This window comes from Streptomyces sp. NPDC020490 (genome assembly GCF_044335305.1).
Classification (GTDB): domain Bacteria; phylum Actinomycetota; class Actinomycetes; order Streptomycetales; family Streptomycetaceae; genus Streptomyces.
The window spans coordinates 36,647-53,747 of record NZ_JBIRUY010000002.1; the positions used below are offsets into that span (position 1 = coordinate 36,647).

A 17,101-nucleotide genomic window follows, 5' to 3' on the forward strand; every position below is an offset into this window, starting at 1 on the left:
ATACGTCACGGCTCGTCCATGGATCGGTAACAGCGGGATCGGCGGTGCGCGGGCCGGCGTTCACCCGGGTAAGCCGCCCGTCATCGGGGCCGACGACCCCGGACGGCGCCCGCCCGGTGTCCCCGCCGGACCGACCCGTACCATGCACACGATCGACGGCAGGACAGCCTGCTCATGAACGGACCCGCCTTGTACGAGCCCCCCTCCGCCTCCGCCTCCTGGCGCATCGCGCTGCCGCACTCCGCCGCGGCCGTGCCGGTGGCCCGTGCGCTGGTGCGCGCGGCGCTGACCGAGCTGGAGCACGGGGCCGACAGCGACACCGCGGAACTGCTCACGGCCGAGCTGGTCGCGAACGCGGTGGAGCACACGGCGGGCGACGCGCCCATAGAGCTCGTGGTGGAGCTGCTGCCGAACGGCTGCCAGGTGGAGGTGCACGACCCGGATCCGGCGCCGCCGGGCAACCTGACCCGGCCCGACGCCCGCGAACCCGACCCGTGGCAGGAGCACGGGCGCGGGCTGCTGCTGATCCGGGCCCTCAGCTCGTCCTGCGGACACCGCCCCACCGAGTCCGGCAAGGCGGTGTGGTTCCGGCTGTCGGCCGTGCCGCCCCAGCGGCGGCCGGTGTAGCCGGGGCGGGCCGGCGGGTACGGCGCGGTCCGGCCGGGCGGCGTGAATCGGCCCGGCGGGCGCCGAGGGGAGCTCCGGTCAGGCGAGGGTGGCCACCAGGACGGCCTTGATGGTGTGCAGCCGGTTCTCGGCCTCGTCGAAGACGACCGAGTGGGCGGACTCGAAGACCTCGTCGGTGACCTCGAGGGAGTCCAGGCCGTGGGTCTCGAAGATCTCCCGCCCGACCTTGGTGCCGAGGTCGTGGAAGGCCGGGAGGCAGTGCAGGAACTTCACGTCCGGGTTGCCGGTGGCGCGCAGCACGTCCATGGTCACCGCGTACGGCGCGAGCGCGGCGATCCGCTCGTCCCACACCTCCTTGGGCTCACCCATGGACACCCACACGTCGGTGGCGACGAAGTCGGCACCGAGGACACCCTCGCCCAGGGACTCGGTGAGCGTCACCCGGGCTCCGCCGGCCTCGGCGAGTTCACGGGCCCGGTCGACGATCTCCTGCGCGGGCCAGTAGGACTTCGGCGCGACGATGCGCACGTCCATGCCGAGCAGCGCGCCGGTGATCAGGTAGGAGTTGCCCATGTTGAAGCGGGCGTCGCCGAGGTAGGCGAAGGCGGTCTCGGTCAGCGGCTTGGCGCTGTGCTCGGTCATGGTGAGCACGTCGGCCAGCATCTGGGTGGGGTGCCAGTCGTCGGTGAGCCCGTTGTAGACCGGCACGCCGGCGTGCGCCGCGAGTTCCTCGACCTTCGCCTGACTGTCGCCGCGGTACTCGATGCCGTCGTACATCCGCCCCAGCACGCGCGCGGTGTCCTTCACGGACTCCTTGTGCCCGATCTGCGAGCCGGAGGGGTCCAGGTACGTCGTGCAGGCTCCCTGGTCGGCCGCCGCGACCTCGAAGGCGCAGCGCGTCCGGGTCGAGGTCTTCTCGAAGATCAGCGCGATGTTCTTGCCGCGCAGGTACTGCGTCTCGGTCCCGGCCTTCTTGGCGGCCTTCAGTTCGGCGGCCAGCTCGATCAGGCCGCGGAACTCCGCCTCGGTGAAGTCCAGTTCCTTGAGGAAGTGGCGGCCGGCGAGGGCGGTCGGGACTGTCGCCATGGGGGCGCTCCAGAGGTGCAGGGGCAGGGACCGTGGAAGTCTATACGACCCCCAGCATTTCTATGCAAACCTTTGTTCCCCCGCTCCCCCGGTTCTCCCCCCCTCTGTCCCCCTATCCGCCCACCCCTCTATCCCTCCGCCCCTCCGCCCCTCCATCCCTCTATCCCTCTATGCGCCTATGCGCCTATGCGCCTATGCGCCTATGCGCCTATGCGCCTATGCGCCTATGCGCCTATGCGCCTATCCGCCTATCCACCTACGGCGTCCCGCTCGACCGGGCAGCTCATGCAGCGCGGTCCGCCCCTGCCCCGCCCCAGTTCGCTGCCCGGGATCTCGATCACCTCGACGCCCTGTTTGCGCAGGTGGGTGTTGGTGGTGGAGTTGCGCTCGTAGGCGACGACCACGCCCGGCTCGACGGCCAGCACGTTGCAGCCGTCGTCCCACTGCTCGCGCTCGGCGGCGTGCACGTCCTGGGTGGCGGTCAGTACGCGGATCTCGCTCAGTCCGAGGGCGGCGGCTATCGCGCGGTGCATGTGCTCCGGCGGATGGTCGGTGACCTTCAGCTCCTTGTCGCCGGCGCCGGGCTCGATGGTGTACGAGCGGAGCATGCCGAGACCGGCGTACTGGGTGAAGGTGTCGCCGTCGACCATCGTCATCACGGTGTCGAGGTGCATGAAGGCGCGGCGCTTCGGCATGTCGAGCGCCACGATCGTCCGCGCGGAACCCGCGGCGAACAGTTTGTGCGCGAGCATCTCCACCGCCTGCGGGGTGGTGCGCTCGCTCATGCCGATGAGGACGGCACCGTTGCCGATGACCAGGACGTCGCCGCCCTCGATGGTGGACGGGTAGTCGGCCTGCCCCTCCGACCAGACGCGGAACGTCTCGTCACGGAAGAGCGGGTGGTGGCGGTAGATCGCCTCGAAGTGGACCGTCTCGCGCTGCCGGGCCGGCCAGCGCATGGCGTTGACGGCGACGCCGTCGTAGATCCAGGCGGAGGTGTCGCGGGTGAAGAGGTGGTTGGGCAGCGGGGCGAGGAGGAAGTCGTCGAGGTCCATGACATGGAACCGCACGGAGACCGGCTCCGGGTGCGCCTCGAGGAACTCGCGCTTCGTCATGCCGCCGACGAGGAGTTCGGCCAGCTCACGGGCGGGGAGGTGCTCGACGGCGGCTCTGAGGTGGTCGGTGGCGAGGACACCGTACTCCTTCTCGTCGAAGACCCGGTCCAGGACGAGTGTTCTGGCCGCCGGGATCTCCAGGGCCTCGGTGAGCAGGTCGCCGAAGAGGTGGACGGCGACCCCGCGGTCACGCAGGACGTCCGCGAAACCGTCGTGCTCGGCGCGGGCCCGGCGGACCCACAGCACGTCGTCGAACAGGAGGGTGTCCTTGTTGCTGGGGGTGAGCCTTTTGAGCTCGAGATCCGGCCGGTGCAGGATGACGCGGCGCAGCCGCCCGGCCTCGGAGTCGACATGGAATCCCATGACTCCATCCTGACCACCGGGACCCGTCTTCACCCCCCGCTCGGCCGTTTCGACAGCAGACCAATTTTCGTCCCCTTGACGATTACCGGGTCGGGTCAATATCGTCTCACTGACGAGATCGGCGGCCGGGGACCGCCCGGGCCTCGACGACGACGGGGGTGTCGTCGAGGCCGGGCTCAGTCCCGGCTCACCGCCGTGGGGCGTCCCGGCTCACAGCCGCGGGTCCACGGGCTCGGACTCCAGCGCGAGCACCCCGAACACCGCCTCGTGCACCCGCCACAGCGGCTCGCCCCCGGCCAGCCGCTCCAGCGCCTCCAGACCGAGCGCGTACTCGCGCAGTGCGAGCGAGCGCTTGTGGTTGAGGAACCGGTTCCGCAGCCTCGCCAGGTTGTCGGGGCGGGTGTACTCCGGCCCGTAGATGATCCGCAGGTACTCCCGTCCCCGGCACTTGACGCCGGGCTGCACCAGTCGCCCCTCCCCGTTGCGCACCAGCGCCCCGAGCGGCTTGACGACCATGCCCTCGCCGCCGCGGCCGGTCATCTCCAGCCACCAGTCGACGCCGGACCGCACCGACTCCGGGTCGCCGGTGTCGACGTACAGCCGGCGCGTCGTCTGCAGCAGGCCGCTGCCGTCGTGCTCGACGACCCGGTCGAGCAGCGCGAGCTGCTCGTCGTGCGGAAGGGCGGCGAGGCTGCGGCCCTGCGCGGCGAGTATCTGGAACGGGGCGAGGCGTACGCCGTCCAGGCCGTCCGTCGTCCAGCAGTAGCGGCGGTACGCCTGCGTGAACGCGGCGGCGTCCGCGGCCCGCTCGCGCTGGCCGGCGAGCAGGCCGGACACGTCCACGCCGCGGGCCGCGGCGCCCTCCAGCGCGGCCAGCGCGCCGGGGAACACCGCCCCGGACGCGGCGCCCACGGCCGCGTACTGCGACCGCAGCAGCCCGGACGCCTTCAGCGACCACGGCATCAGCTCGGCGTCCAGCAGCAGCCAGTCGGTGTCCAGCTCCTCCCACAGGCCGGCCTCGCCGACCGCGGTCCGCACCCGGTCGAGGACCGTCTCCGTCACCGACCCGTCGTCGAAGAACGGGCGCCCGGTGCGGGTGTAGAGGGACCCGGTGGGACCCGCCTCGACGCCGAACCGCCTGCGGGCCGCCGCCGCGTCCCGGCACACCAGGACCACCGCCCGCGAGCCCATGTGCTTCTCCTCGCACACGACCCGGGCGACGCCGTCCGCGGCGTACTGCGCGAACGCCTCCACCGGGTGCTCCAGGTAGCCCTCGACGTGACTGGTGGCGGTCGGCGCCATGGTCGGCGGCAGGTACGGCAGCAGCCGCGGGTCCACCGCGAAGCGGCTCATCACCTCCAGGGCCGCCGCCGCGTTCTCCTCGCGCACCGCCACCCGGCCGGCGTGCCCGGTCTCCACCACCCGGCGGCCGTGCACGTCCGCCAGGTCCAGCGGCCGGCCGTCGTGCCCGCCCGGCGCCTCGGTGCGCAGCGGCCTGGCCGGCTCGTACCAGACCCGCTCGGCCGGTACGTCGACCAGCTCCCGCTCCGGCCAGCGCAGCGCGGTCAGCTTGCCGCCGAACACCGCGCCGGTGTCCAGGCAGATGGTGTTGTTGAGCCAGGTGGCCTCCGGGACCGGGGTGTGGCCGTAGACCACGGCCGCGCGGCCCCGGTAGTCCTCCGCCCACGGGTAGCGCACCGGCAGCCCGAACTCGTCGGTCTCGCCGGTCGTTTCGCCGTACAGCGCGTGCGAACGGACCCGGCCGGAGGTGCGGCCGTGGTACTTCTCCGGCAGACCGGCGTGGCAGACCACCAGCCGGCCGCCGTCGAGGACGTAGTGGCTGACCAGCCCGTCGATGAACTCGCGGACCTGCTGCCGGAACTCCTCGCTCTCGCCCTCCATCTGCTCGACCGTCTCGGCGAGTCCGTGGGTGTGCTGGACCTTGCGGCCCCGGAGGTGACGGCCGTACTTGTTCTCGTGGTTGCCCGGCACGCACAGCGCGTCGCCCGACTTCACCATCGCCATCACGCGGCGCAGCACGCCCGGTGAGTCCGGGCCGCGGTCGACCAGGTCGCCGACGAAGACGGCCGTACGGCCCTCCGGGTGCGCGCCGTCGACGTAGCCCAGCTTGCCCAGCAGCGACTCCAGTTCGGCCGCGCAGCCGTGGACGTCGCCGATGATGTCGAACGGTCCGGTGAGGTGGGTCAGGTCGTTGAACCGCTTCTCGGTGACGACGGTGGCGTTCTCGATCTCCTCCACGCCCCGCAGGACGTGCACCTTGCGGAAGCCCTCGCGCTCCAGGTGCCGCAGCGAGCGCCGCAGTTCGCGGATGTGCCGCTGGATGACCCGGCGCGGCATGTCGGCCCGGTCGGTGCGGGCGGCGTTGCGCTCGGCGCACACCTCCTCCGGCACGTCCAGCACGACGGCTATGGGCAGCACGTCGTACTGCCTGGCCAGCTCGATCAGCTGCCGGCGGGCGTCCTGCTGCACGCTGGTGGCGTCCACGACCGTGCGGCGGCCCGCGGCCAGGCGCTTGCCGGCGATGTAGTGCAGCACGTCGAAGGCGTCCTTCGTGGCGCTCTGGTCGTTCTCGTCGTCCGAGACCAGGCCGCGGCAGAAGTCGGAGGAGATGACCTCGGTCGGCTTGAAGTGCCTGCGGGCGAACGTGGACTTGCCGGAGCCGGAGGCGCCGACGAGGACGACGAGGGACAGGTCGGTGACGGGCAGCACGCGCCCCTTGCTCCGCTTCTCGTCGCTCCGCTTCTCGTTGCTCTGTGCCTCGTCGCTCCGCTTCTCGTCGCTCTGTGCCTCGTCGCTCTGCGTCTCGTCGCTCTGCGTCTCGTCGCTCTGGGTCTCGGTCATGCCGCCTTCGCCTCCTTCACTGTCTCCACGCTGAACACGGCCATCTGGGTGGGCGGTCCGACCTCGGGGTCGTCCGGGCCGACGGGCAGGAACTCCACGCCGTAGCCGTGGCGTCCGGCGACGGCGTGCGCCCAGGCGCGGAACTCCTCCCGCGTCCATTCGAAGCGGTGGTCGCCGTGCCGGACGTGCCCGGCCGGGAGGGACTCCCAGCGCACGTTGTACTCGACGTTCGGGGTGGTCACGAGGACCGTCCGGGGGCGGGCCGCGCCGAACACCGCGTACTCCAGGGCGGGCAGCCTCGGCAGCTCCAGGTGCTCGATCACCTCGCTGAGCACGGCGGCGTCGTAGCCCTTGAGCCGGCTGTCGGTGTAGGCGAGCGAACCCTGGAGGAGCTTGACGCGCGCGGCCTGCCGCTCGCCCATCCGGTCCAGCTTCAGCCGCCGGCCCGCGATGGTCAGCGCCCGCATCGACACGTCCACACCGACGATCTCCGTGAACCGCGGGTCCTTCAGCAGCGCCTGCACCAACTGGCCCTGTCCGCAGCCGAGATCGAGGACGCGGGCGGCGCCCGCCTGCCGCAGCGCCGCGAGGATCGCGTCCCGTCGCTGCACGGCGAGCGGGGCAGACTTCTCCTCCGCCCCGGCCTCCCCTTCGGTCTCCGCCCCGGTCTCCCCCTCGGTCTCCCCTTCCGGCTCCGCCCCGACGGCGTTGTCGATCTCCTCGACCGCGCTGTCGTCCGTCTCGGCGAGCCGCACCAGTTCCAGCCGCTCCATCGCCTCCCGGGTCAGCGACCAGCGGCGCGAGAGGTAGCGGCTGGTGATGAGCTTCTGCTCCGGATGCCCGGGCAGCCAGCCCTCACCGGCCCGCAGCAGCTTGTCGACCTCGTCGGGGGAGACCCAGTAGTGCTTGGCGTCGTCGAGCACCGGCAGCAGCACGTACAGGTGCCGCAGCGCCCCGGCGAGGGTCAGCGCCGCCGACTCCAGCACGAGCCGGACGTACCGCGACTCGCCCCACTCGGGGAACTCGGCGTCCAGCGCGACGGGTTCGGCCGCGACCGTCCAGCCGAGCGGCTCGAACAGGCGCCGTACGAGGTCCGGGCCGCCGCGGGCGGGCAGCGCGGGCACCTCGACCCGCAGCGGCATCGGCTGCCCCGGCAACTGCGGACGGGCGGTGCAGACGCCCTTCATCGCGCTGGAGAAGACGCCGCTCAGCGCGACCGCGAGCAGCGAGGAGGCCGCGTAGGGGCGGTCGTTGACGTACTGCGACAGCGCCGCGTCGGGCGCGCCGCCCCGGCCCTTGCCCTTGCCCCTGCGCACCAGCGCCACCGCGTCGACCTCCAGCAGCAGCGCCGCCGTGCAACGCCGGTCGTCCGCCTCGGGGTAGAAAACGTGCGCCGTCCCATAGGACGTGGAGAACGCCTGCGCCCTGTCGGGGTGCTTGTGCAGCAGGAATCCGAGGTCGGTGGCCGGGCGTCCGGGGGTGCCGGTGGTGCTGATCGTCAGGAACATGCGGAGGGCCTCTCCGGCTGGGTGGTCGATGCGGTGCCGTGCGTGCGAAAGCCCCCGGGGCGCTGATCCCCGGGGGCCTGCCGGACGGTGGTCACACCTTCGCACACCGGGGAGGACCGGCGCCTTTCGTTTATCGCCGCTGCCGCCGCCGTCGCCGCCGCGTGCCGGATTCCGTCGCCGCGACGGCTACGACGGCTACAACGGCTACGACAGCTGCGACTGGACCTGGGAGGAGATCAGCTCCAGGTGGTCCAGGTCGTGGAGGTCGAGGACCTGGAGGTAGATCCGCCGCGCACCGATCTCGGCGTAGCGGCCGATCTTGTCGACGACCTCGGCCGGGGAGCCGGCCAGGCCGTTGGCCTTGAGCTCGTCGACCTCGCGGCCGATGGCGGCGGCGCGGCGGGCCACCTCCTGGTCGTCGCCGCCGACGCAGACGACGAGGGCGTTGGAGTAGACGAGGTCGTCCGCACGGCGGCCGGCCGCCTCGGCGGCGGCGCGCACCCGGCCGAACTGCCGCTCGCTGTCCTCGATCGAGGCGAACGGCATGTTGAACTCGTCGGCGTAGCGGGCGGCGAGGCGGGGGGTGCGGGTCGCGCCGTGGCCGCCGATCAGGACGGGGACCTTGTCCTGGGCGGGCTTGGGCAGCGCGGGCGAGTCCGTGAGGTCGTAGTAGGTGCCGTGGAAGTCGAAGGTCTCGCCGGTCTTCGTCGCCCACAGGCCGGTGACGATCTCCAGCTGCTCCTCCAGGCGGGCGAACTTCTCCTTCGGGAACGGGATGCCGTAGGCCTTGTGCTCCTGCTCGAACCAGCCCGCGCCCAGGCCGAGTTCGACGCGTCCGCCGGACATCTGGTCGACCTGGGCGACCTGGATGGCGAGCACGCCGGGCAGCCGGAAGGTGCCGGCGGTCATCAGGGTGCCGAGGCGGATGCGCTTGGTCTCGCGGGCGAGTCCGGCGAGGGTGATCCAGGCGTCGGTGGGTCCGGGGAGGCCGTCCACGGCGCCCATGCGGAGGTAGTGGTCGGACCGGAAGAACGCGTCGAATCCGAGGTCCTCGGTGGCCTTCGCCACGGTGAGCAAGGTGTCGTAGGTGGCCCCCTGCTGGGGCTCGGTGAAGATGCGAAGATCCATGCCCCCCATCCTGCCCGCTGTCGTGGCGGCCGCTGTCACTGGTTCCTCGGAGCGTCGCCGGGGAAGCCGTCGGCGGTCCGGGCGACGGACCCCGTCCACGAGCGGGCGCGGTCCGGTGCCGGCCCGTCTACCGGTCGGGCACGGTTTCCGCGCTGTCCGCCAGTCGGCGCAGCATCTCGCGGACGCGGTCCCGGGACTCGTCGGCCGCGTCGATCGCCTCCATGCACTGCCAGTACGTGCTCTCGTCGGCCGCGGCGCAGGCGATGCCCACGAGGGTGATGCCGACCTCGCCGAGGAGGCCGCCGAGGTACGTCAGGGCCTGGCGGGCGTCGCCCAGGTCGGTGAGCTGGGCGGCGCGCAGGTCCTCCAGGGCGAGCTGCGGCGTGCCCAGCACACCGCAGCCCCGGCCCGCCAGTTCGGTCAGGCCCAGTGCCTCGCCGCGCAGTTCGGGTGGGCCGGTGACCGCGAGGCGGCTGCCTATCGCCTGGGCCAGGGCCTGTGCCTGCCACACCTCCGTCAGGAGGTCCGGCGGGCTGCCGCCGGCCGCCAGGGCACGTCTGCTCGTCACGATGAGTCGCACCGCGTCCATGCATTGCCCCCGTCCGTCACAGCGTGCTACCGGCACGCCCGCCCGAGCACAGCCTGTCCACTACTCAGCGTGAGGCACAGCAGGGCGAAAAGCCAGAGGTGGGCGGAAATCTATGGACACCGCATCGACATATGGCGAGATTTGAACTACGGAGAGTGAAAGCGGAGCCGATAACTCATCGTCACTGTCGGTCACCTCACCTCACGAGGCCGGGAACCTCCGCTCGTTGCGGTCGATCTTCGCGTCCAGCGCGGCCAGCGGATCGATCCGCAGCACCTCGCACAGTTGCAGCAGATAGGCGAGCACGTCCGCGACCTCGTCCGTCACCCGGTGCGCCGTCTCCGGGTCGTCCATCACCCGCGCCGACTCCTCCGGCGTCAGCCACTGGAAGATCTCCAGCAGTTCGGCGGCCTCGACGCTGAGGGCGGCGGCGAGGTTCTTCGGGGTGTGGTACGGCTGCCAGTCGCGGGCCGTCGCGAACTCGGCCAGCCGCCGCTGCAGTTTCGTCACGTCGAGAGGTTCTGTCACGGCCCCAGGTGTACCACCGTGACGCCGTCCGCCCCGGCGGCCCACGAGGCGTCGCTCACCGCGGCGACGAGGCGGATGTGCCCGCGGCGGCCCATCCGCGCCGCCAGCAGCAGCAGTTCGCGCCGCTGCCGCGCGTCCAGCGACCGTTCGAAGCGGTCGGCGAGGACGGTGAGCGTCTGCATCGCCGCGGGCACCTCCCCGGCGGGGTCCACCTCCAGCACCCCGGGCCCGGTCAGCAGGACCAGCGCGAGGGCGAGGTACCTCAACTCGCCGTCGCCGAGGCGGCCGAGGGTGGTCCGGTGTCCGTCCCCGCGGTCGAGCAGCGCCCGGACCGTCCCGTCGCCCAGCGGCTCCGCGCGCACGTCCGCCACGTCTCCGGCGCATCCGGCGCGCACCGCCTCGACGAGCAGGGCGTGCCGGCGGCCGCACTCGGTCCGGGTGCGCCACAGGACGTCGGCGAGGTTGTCGCAGCCGCCGAGGAGACGGCCGGAACCGGCCGGGACGGGGGCCCGCATCCGGCCGGGGCGCGGGTCGCAGGCGAAGACGGAGCGCAGGGCGACGACCGTCTGCTCGGCGGCGGCGAGCACCCGGCGCTGTCCGTCGGTCCGGCCTGCCACCCGCAGCGGCAGCAGCGCGGTGCCGAGCCGGTCGTCCGGCAGCGGCGCCCGGGTCACCGGCGACGGCCCGCCCGTGTGCCAGGCGGCCTGCACGAAGCGGCGCGCCGGGTCGCGCAGGGCCGTCTCCAGCAGCACCCGCCCGCCCGAGGTCAGCCGCTCCCCCACGACGCGCAGTTCGGGCTCGGCCTGTACGGCGACGTCCAGCCGTACCGGGCCCTCGGGTCCGTCGGCCGTGCAGCCGATGCGGAACCCGCGCCGCCGCTGGGCGTCGGGCCGGGCGCGCTCCGGCACGCAGGCGCCCGGGTCCGGGAACGCCTCGCCGACCGGGGCGCCGCCGCCGAGCCGTGCCAGCGCCTCGTACGCCCGCAGCGCCCCGGTCTTGCCGGATCCGCTGCCCCCGGCGAACAGGGTGACGGGGCCGAGTCCGAACACCGCCCCCCGGTGCCCGGCGAAGGCGGACAGCCGCAGCTCGGTGACGCAGGGCCGCGGCACGAACGTTCCGGCCGGCGGGGAGGAGGACGACGGAGGGGACGAGGACTGGAACGGGGACGGGGACAGGGACGGGGCGAGCGCGGGGGCCGGGGGCACGGGTGACACGGTCATGTGCGGACCGTAGGGGGTCCGGCGGGCGGTGAACCGTTCCGGCTGCGCGGCCTTCCCACGATCGGAGGACCGGCCGGAGCGCCGGGTCAGACGCGCCGGGTCAGACGCCGGGGACCCCGGCGTTCCGCATGAGGCCGGTCACCTCGGTGTCGGCCGGGGTCAGCAGGAACACGTTCCGGTCGACCCGGTGCATGCCGCTGGCGAGGCCGAAGACGACACCGGTGCTGAAGTCGAGGACGCGCTTGGCGACATCGGCCTCCGCACCGCTCAGGTCGAGCAGGACGGGCACCCCGGCCATCAGCGTCTCGGCGACCTCACGGGCGTCCGAGAAGACGTTGACCCTGAGGACGACGAAACGGCGGCGGCTCTCGGTCGCCGCGTCCGCGAACGCGCGGTGGTCCACCGCGGACGGCCAGGAGTCCCGTCCGCGCAGCGGCACGACCTGGGCAAGCCCCTCCCACTGTTCATCGGTGACGTGGCGGTTCACCGGCTCCCCCCGACCTGACTCGCAATCGTTGCCTGCACCAGCCAATTCTTACGCCAAGTCACCCGTTCGGCCCAACAGCGACACGGTCCGCGACCGCTCCGGGAGCAATAAAACGCCACTGTGGTCTCGTCCGGACACATTCGGGAGCGTCCGACTGTTTTCAGTCATCTTCCTTCACAATCGCCCGCGATGACCTTTTCATCAGTGATCACGGCTTCTTACCGGCCTCACACCGCGCTCTTCACCTCCGGTCGCGCCCCGCTCACCGGGCCCCACTAGCGTCCGGGCCGTGCACACGGCAGAGAAGACCAAGCCGGTGACACCGGGCCGGCGGACACAGTCGGCGGTGTCCGCCGCCCCGGAAACCCCCGCGCAGTGGCACCGCGTCCTGACGCTGCTCGCCGACGTCAGCCTCTTCATAGGCACCCGCTCGGTGTGGACGGAGGCGGCCAGTCACCGGCTCGCCGTGGCCGCGGTCATCTCGGTCTGCTACGCCTCGGTCCTGGTGTGCGGGGTGCTGGCCCTGGTGGTGCGCCGGACGCGCACGCTGGCCCGGCTGGACCTGTGCGTGCTGGCGACCGCCGTGACGCTCGCCCTGTGCGCCTGGGTGATGTACCACCGGGGCTCCGACGAGGCGCTGCTGACCACGCAGGCGGCCCGTGAACTGGTCGCCGGCCACCGGGTGTACGGGCAGCCCTGGCCCTGGCTGTTCGGCCACGGCATCGCGCTCACCCCGACGGTGACCGGCGGCTACGACTTCACCTACGGCTATCCGCCGCTCGTCCCGCTGCTCACCGCGCCGCTGCTGTGGCTGGGCCACGGTGGCACCCCGGCGACGGCGGTGAGCACGGGCGCGCTCGTGGCCGGCACGGTCGTGCTGTGGCGCATGCTGCCGGTGCCGTGGCGGCCGGCGGCGACCATGGTGTGCCTGGGCTTCGGCTTCCTGCCCACGTACGCCCGCCTCGGCTATCCGGCGATCACCGCGCTGGCCCTGCTGGTGCCGGTGGTGGTGGGCTGGCCGCGGACCGGGCGGGGCGGGCGGCTCGGTCCGGCCGGTGTGATGCGCGCCGGATGCCTGGGCGCGGCCTGCGCGGCGCAGCAACTGCCGTGGTTCCTCGCGCCGTTCCTGCTCGCCGGCATCTACGCGGTGCGCCGGGGGGAGCTGGGCGGCCGGGCGGCGGCGCTGGTGGTGCTGCGGATCGCCGGCGCCGCCGCGACTGTGTGGCTGCTGCTGAACACGTACTTCCTGGTGAGCGAACCGGGCACCTGGCTCACCGGCATCGCGCTGCCGCTGACGCAGGGGGCGACGGTGCACGGGCAGGGCCTGGTGGACGTCTCGCTGTACCTCACCGACGGCAGCGACCGGATCGACTGGTACGCGCACGCGAGTCTGCTGCTGGCCGCCGCGCTGCTCGCGCTGCTGGTGCTGTTCCCGCGCCGCCTGGGCGCGGCGGCGACCGTCCTGCCCTGGTGCGCCTTCTACCTGGCGACCCGTTCCCAGGACGGCTACTACTTGATGATGACGCCGCTGTGGCTGGCGGCCGCGGTCACCGCTCCGCCCTCGGAGTTCGCCCGCGCCTGGCAGCCCCGGCCGCGGCCGCTGTCGGGGCCGTACCGTCGTCCCGCGCTGGCCGCGGCGGCCGTGCTGGTGGTGCTGCCGGCGTCGGCGAGCGCGGTCTTCGCGGTCACCGGCTCGCCGCCGCTGCGGATGCGCGTCGCCGCGGTGCGGCGGGTCTCGGCGGACGCCGTCTCGCGGCTGACGGTGCGCGTCGCCAACACCGGGGGCACCGCCCTCACGCCCCACTTCATGCTGACCACGGACCAGGGTTCGGGCCGGTACTGGTCGCTGGTGCGGGGGCCGGCGACGGTGCCCGCGCACGGCACCGTACAGATGGAGATCAGGCCGTCCGGCGGCCGGTTCCGGCTGCCCGCGCCGGGCGTGCGGATCCGGCTGCGCGCCTTCACGGCGACGCCGCAGACGCTGTCGAGCACGGACATCCGGCTGCGGCCGGCACGGGCGGGAGCGGGGACGCCGTAGGGCGGGAGCACGGACGCCGCAGGGCGGGTGGGCCCGGCGCGGCTGGGTACCCGGCGGGCCCCTGCCGTGGCCGCACCGGCGACCGAAGGAGGACACCATGGGCGCGCTGGATCTGCCCGGACCCGTCGTCCGCCGTCCGGGGGCGGCGCCCCCGGCCGACCCGGCGCGGCTGGAGGCCGCGCTGCGTGAGCGGGTCGACGGGGAGGTCCGGTTCGACGCCGGGAGCCGGGCGGCGTACTCCACGGACGCCTCCAACTTCCGGCAGACGCCGATCGGGGTGGTCGTGCCGCGCAGCCCCGAGGCGGCCGCCGAGGCGGTGGCCGTCGCGCGCGAGCACGGCGTGCCCGTGCTGTCCCGGGGCGGCGGGACCAGTCTGGCCGGGCAGTGCACCAACACGGCCGTGGTGATCGACTGGTCGAAGTACTGCAACCGCGTCGAGTCCGTCGACGCGGACGCCCGCACCTGCGTCGTCCAGCCCGGCATCGTCCTCGACGACCTCAACCGGCAGCTCGCGCCCAGCGGTCTGCGGTACGGCCCCGAGCCCGCCACGCACGCCAACTGCACGATCGGCGGGATGATCGGCAACAACTCCTGCGGCGCGACCGCCCAGGCGTACGGGAAGGTCGTGGACAACGTCGCCCGCCTGGAGGTGCTGCTGTACGACGGCACCCGGTTCTGGTGCGGCGAGACCAGCGACGAGGAGTACGCCGAGATCGAGCGGCAGGGCGATCTGCGCGCCGCCGTCTACCGGCGGCTGCGCGCCCTGCGCGACGCCTGCGCGGACGAGGTGCGCCGCCGGTTCCCGGACATCCCGCGCCGGGTCTCCGGCTACAACCTGGACTCGCTGCTGCCGGAGCACGGCTTCGACGTGGCGGGGCTGCTGGTGGGTAGCGAGTCGACGCTCGTCACGGTGCTGCGGGCCGAGCTGGAGCTGGTGCCGGTGGTGCGGGAACGCGCGCTCGTGGTGCTCGGCTTCCCCGGCATCGACCGCGCCGGCGACGCCGTGCCGACGATCCTGCCGTACGAGCCGATCGCGCTGGAGGGCGTCGACGAGCGGCTGGTCCGCGACGAGCGGATCAAGCGCCTCAACCCCAGGGCGCTGGCGAAACTCCCCGCCGGACGGGCGTACTTGATGGTGCAGTTCGGTGCGGACACCCTCGCGGAGGCGGAGCAGCGGGCGCACCGCATGCTGGCCGGGCTGCACGAGTCCGAGCACGATCCCGAGGTCGCCTTCCTGGACGACCCTTCCCACGAACAGGAGTTGTGGGAGGTGCGCGAGGCCGGGCTCGGTGCGACCGCGCACATCCCGGGGCGGGCGGACACGTTCGAGGGCTGGGAGGACTCGGCGGTGCCGCCCGCGCGGCTGGGCGAGTACCTGCGCCGACTGCGCGGCCTGTTCGAGGAGTTCGGGTACGAGAGCGACACCGGGCCCAGTCTGTACGGCCACTTCGGGCAGGGCTGTATGCACACCCGCATCCCGTTCGACCTCTACAGCGCGGACGGGGTGGCGGCCTACCGGCGGTTCATGGAGCGCGCGGCCGACCTGGTGGCCGAGTTCGGCGGGTCCTTCTCCGGCGAGCACGGAGACGGGCAGAGCCGGGGCGAGCTGCTGCCGCGGATGTTCGGCGAGGAACTGGTGGAGGCGTTCGGGCGGCTCAAGGCCGTCTTCGACCCCGGCGACCGGATGAACCCGGGGAAGGTCGTGGCGCCGTACCGGCTGGACGAGAACCTGCGGCTGGGCGGTGACTGGGCCCCGCACGACCCGCGTGACCTGCACTTCCGCTTCCCGCACGACGGCGGGTCGTTCGCTCAGGCCGCCAACCGGTGCGTGGGCGTGGGCAAGTGCCGGCAGCTCACGAACCAGGGCGGTTCGGTGATGTGCCCGTCGTACCAGGCGACGCGGGAGGAGGAGCACTCCACGCGGGGGCGGGCCCGGCTGCTGTTCGAGATGCTCGACGGGCACGGGGACAGCGCGCTGTCGGGCGGCTGGCGGTCGGAGGCGGTCCGGGACGCGCTCGACCTGTGCCTCGCCTGCAAGGGGTGCAAGAAGGACTGTCCCGCCGACGTGGACATGGCCACGTACAAGGCCGAGTTCCTGTCGCACCACTACCGCGGGCGGCCGTGGCGCAGGCCCCGTTCCGACCTGTCCCTGGGCTGGCTGCCCGTCGTCGCCCAGCTGGTCGGCCGGGCGCGGCTCGGGCCGGTGGTCAACGCGCTCACGCACACGCCTCCGCTGTCGAAGGCGGCCGCCGCCGTGGCGGGGATCGAGGACCGGGAGGTACCGCTGTTCGCGGACCGGACGCTGCGGCAGTGGTTCGCGGGCCGCCGCGAGCGGAACGGCGACGGCTCGCGCGGCAGCGTGCTGCTGTGGCCGGACACGTTCACCGACTTCTTCCACCCGCACGTCGGGCAGGCCGCGGTGGACCTGCTGGAGCACGCGGGCTGGCGGGTGGAGATGCCGCGGGAACCGCTGTGCTGCGGGCTGACCTGGATCTCCACCGGGCAGCTCGGCGTCGCCGAACGCGTGCTGGCCGGCACCGTGCGCCGGCTCGCCGGGCACGTCCGGGCGGGCGGGCTGGTCGTCGGCCTCGAACCGAGCTGCACCACCGTCTTCCGTTCCGACCTGGGCGAGCTGTTCCCCGGCGACCAGGACGCGCGCAGGCTGACCGACCGGACGGTGACGCTCGCCGAGCTGCTCACCGAGCACAGCCCCGGCTACGAGCCGCCCCAGGTGCCGGAGCGGTCGGCGCGGGCGCTGGCCCAGGTGCACTGCCACCAGCACGCCGTACTGGGCTGGGACGCCGACCAGGAGCTGCTGCGCCGGGCCGGGGTGGACGCCGAGCGGCTGGAGTCCGGCTGCTGCGGGCTGGCCGGCAACTTCGGCTTCGAGCGCGGCCACCTGGACGTCAGCGCGGCGTGCGCGGAGCGGGTGCTGCTGCCCCGGCTGCGGGAGGCCGACGCGCAGACCGTCGCCCTCGCCGACGGCTTCAGCTGCCGTACCCAGATCCACGAGCTGGACAGCGGCGGGCACGAGGCCGTGCACGTGGCGGAGCTGCTGGCCTCGGCGCTGCCCGCGGAGGCCCACGGCAGCGCCTACGGCGTCGCCCCGGGCGCCCGACCCGCTCCCCCGGACCGCCGCACCAAGGCGGCCACCCTCGCCGCCGCCGGCCTGACCGGCGCCGGAATCGCCGCGGCGGGGGTGCGGCTGGGAGTGCGACTGGGGGTGCGGCGCTGAGGCCCGGCCGCCGGCCGTCACCCGTCCCAGTCACCGCACCCGCCGACGCCCGTCCCAGTCACCGCACCCGCCCGACGCCCGACGCGCGCACCCGCGCGTTGGGCGTCGGCGTGCTCCGCGTCGGCGGCGCCGGGCCAGGGGCAGCGGGCGTGCGGATCGCTGCGGAGACGCCCCGCAGCGGCAACCCGCAGCGCCGGCCCGCGGTGACGGCCACCACTTAGGCGACGAACGCGCCCGAAGGGGACAGCGAGGGGTGGCGGGACATCCGACCGTCCTTCACAGGTAACCCGAACATCGCCCGGACGAGGGGTAACC

General features: G+C 73.3%; 12 protein-coding genes. 3 read left to right on the forward strand and 9 right to left on the reverse strand.

Annotation, left to right across the window (positions count from 1 at the left end; all coding sequences use genetic code 11):
- Positions 1-174 precede the first annotated feature (174 nt).
- Positions 175-627 carry an ATP-binding protein gene (locus tag ACH4ZX_RS03485; RefSeq protein ID WP_398266792.1) on the forward strand — a complete coding sequence of 151 codons (453 nt, stop codon included), beginning with the start codon at positions 175-177 and terminating at the stop codon, positions 625-627.
- A gap of 78 nt (positions 628-705) precedes the next feature.
- Here the strand turns inward: ACH4ZX_RS03485 and argF are convergent, their stop codons facing one another.
- From argF to ACH4ZX_RS03530, 9 genes are all read right to left on the reverse strand, one after another.
- Positions 706-1,713, reverse strand: coding sequence for an ornithine carbamoyltransferase (gene argF, locus ACH4ZX_RS03490; protein WP_398266795.1), 1,008 nt, complete (start codon positions 1,711-1,713; stop codon positions 706-708).
- A gap of 248 nt (positions 1,714-1,961) precedes the next feature.
- Complete coding sequence (locus tag ACH4ZX_RS03495) at positions 1,962-3,191, reverse strand: arginine deiminase (RefSeq protein ID WP_398266798.1); 1,230 nt, start codon at positions 3,189-3,191, stop codon at positions 1,962-1,964.
- 210 nt (positions 3,192-3,401) lie between these two features.
- Positions 3,402-6,053: a polynucleotide kinase-phosphatase gene (locus ACH4ZX_RS03500; protein ID WP_398266801.1), complete on the reverse strand. Its 2,652-nt coding sequence runs from the start codon at positions 6,051-6,053 to the stop codon at positions 3,402-3,404.
- Positions 6,050-7,561 carry a 3' terminal RNA ribose 2'-O-methyltransferase Hen1 gene (locus ACH4ZX_RS03505; protein ID WP_398266804.1) on the reverse strand — a complete coding sequence of 504 codons (1,512 nt, stop codon included), beginning with the start codon at positions 7,559-7,561 and terminating at the stop codon, positions 6,050-6,052. Before ACH4ZX_RS03505 ends, ACH4ZX_RS03500 begins: the two co-directional genes overlap by 4 nt.
- 204 nt (positions 7,562-7,765) lie before the next feature.
- A complete protein-coding gene (locus ACH4ZX_RS03510; protein ID WP_398266807.1) occupies positions 7,766-8,689 on the reverse strand; it encodes an LLM class F420-dependent oxidoreductase in 924 nt (307 codons plus the stop codon).
- Positions 8,690-8,816: 127 nt separating this feature from the next.
- The gene (locus ACH4ZX_RS03515; RefSeq protein ID WP_398266810.1) at positions 8,817-9,278 is read right to left on the reverse strand and encodes a DUF6099 family protein; all 462 of its coding nucleotides are present in this window, start codon (positions 9,276-9,278) and stop codon (positions 8,817-8,819) included.
- Between the two features lie 201 nt (positions 9,279-9,479).
- Positions 9,480-9,806 (reverse strand): nucleotide pyrophosphohydrolase, encoded by a 327-nt coding sequence (locus ACH4ZX_RS03520; RefSeq protein ID WP_398266813.1) that lies wholly within the window; start codon positions 9,804-9,806, stop codon positions 9,480-9,482.
- A complete protein-coding gene (locus tag ACH4ZX_RS03525) occupies positions 9,803-11,026 on the reverse strand; it encodes an AAA family ATPase (protein WP_398266816.1) in 1,224 nt (407 codons plus the stop codon). Before ACH4ZX_RS03525 ends, ACH4ZX_RS03520 begins: the two co-directional genes overlap by 4 nt.
- Positions 11,027-11,126: 100 nt before the next feature.
- Positions 11,127-11,513, reverse strand: coding sequence for a cell division protein SepF (locus ACH4ZX_RS03530; RefSeq protein WP_398266819.1), 387 nt, complete (start codon positions 11,511-11,513; stop codon positions 11,127-11,129).
- A 346-nt stretch (positions 11,514-11,859) separates the two neighbouring features.
- On the opposite strand from ACH4ZX_RS03530, the gene ACH4ZX_RS03535 reads away from it, so the two are divergent.
- Together ACH4ZX_RS03535 and ACH4ZX_RS03540 are read left to right on the forward strand one after the other, a co-directional pair.
- Entirely contained in the window at positions 11,860-13,551 is a 1,692-nt protein-coding gene (locus tag ACH4ZX_RS03535) for a hypothetical protein (RefSeq protein ID WP_398267635.1), read from the forward strand.
- Between the two features lie 97 nt (positions 13,552-13,648).
- The gene (locus tag ACH4ZX_RS03540) at positions 13,649-16,786 is read left to right on the forward strand and encodes an FAD-binding and (Fe-S)-binding domain-containing protein (protein WP_398266822.1); all 3,138 of its coding nucleotides are present in this window, start codon (positions 13,649-13,651) and stop codon (positions 16,784-16,786) included.
- Positions 16,787-17,101: the final 315 nt, after the last annotated feature.

Excerpts from the sequence above, each read along its gene's own strand:
- ACH4ZX_RS03485 (WP_398266792.1), top strand. The coding sequence starts at position 175 with ATGAACGGACCCGCCTTGTACGAGCCCCCCTCCGCCTCCGCCTCCTGG.
- argF (WP_398266795.1), bottom strand. The coding sequence starts at position 1,713 with ATGGCGACAGTCCCGACCGCCCTCGCCGGCCGCCACTTCCTCAAGGAA.
- ACH4ZX_RS03495 (WP_398266798.1), bottom strand. The coding sequence starts at position 3,191 with ATGGGATTCCATGTCGACTCCGAGGCCGGGCGGCTGCGCCGCGTCATC.
- ACH4ZX_RS03500 (WP_398266801.1), bottom strand. The coding sequence starts at position 6,053 with ATGACCGAGACCCAGAGCGACGAGACGCAGAGCGACGAGACGCAGAGC.
- ACH4ZX_RS03505 (WP_398266804.1), bottom strand. The coding sequence starts at position 7,561 with ATGTTCCTGACGATCAGCACCACCGGCACCCCCGGACGCCCGGCCACC.
- ACH4ZX_RS03510 (WP_398266807.1), bottom strand. The coding sequence starts at position 8,689 with ATGGATCTTCGCATCTTCACCGAGCCCCAGCAGGGGGCCACCTACGAC.
- ACH4ZX_RS03515 (WP_398266810.1), bottom strand. The coding sequence starts at position 9,278 with ATGGACGCGGTGCGACTCATCGTGACGAGCAGACGTGCCCTGGCGGCC.
- ACH4ZX_RS03525 (WP_398266816.1), bottom strand. The coding sequence starts at position 11,026 with ATGACCGTGTCACCCGTGCCCCCGGCCCCCGCGCTCGCCCCGTCCCTG.
- ACH4ZX_RS03540 (WP_398266822.1), top strand. The coding sequence starts at position 13,649 with ATGGGCGCGCTGGATCTGCCCGGACCCGTCGTCCGCCGTCCGGGGGCG.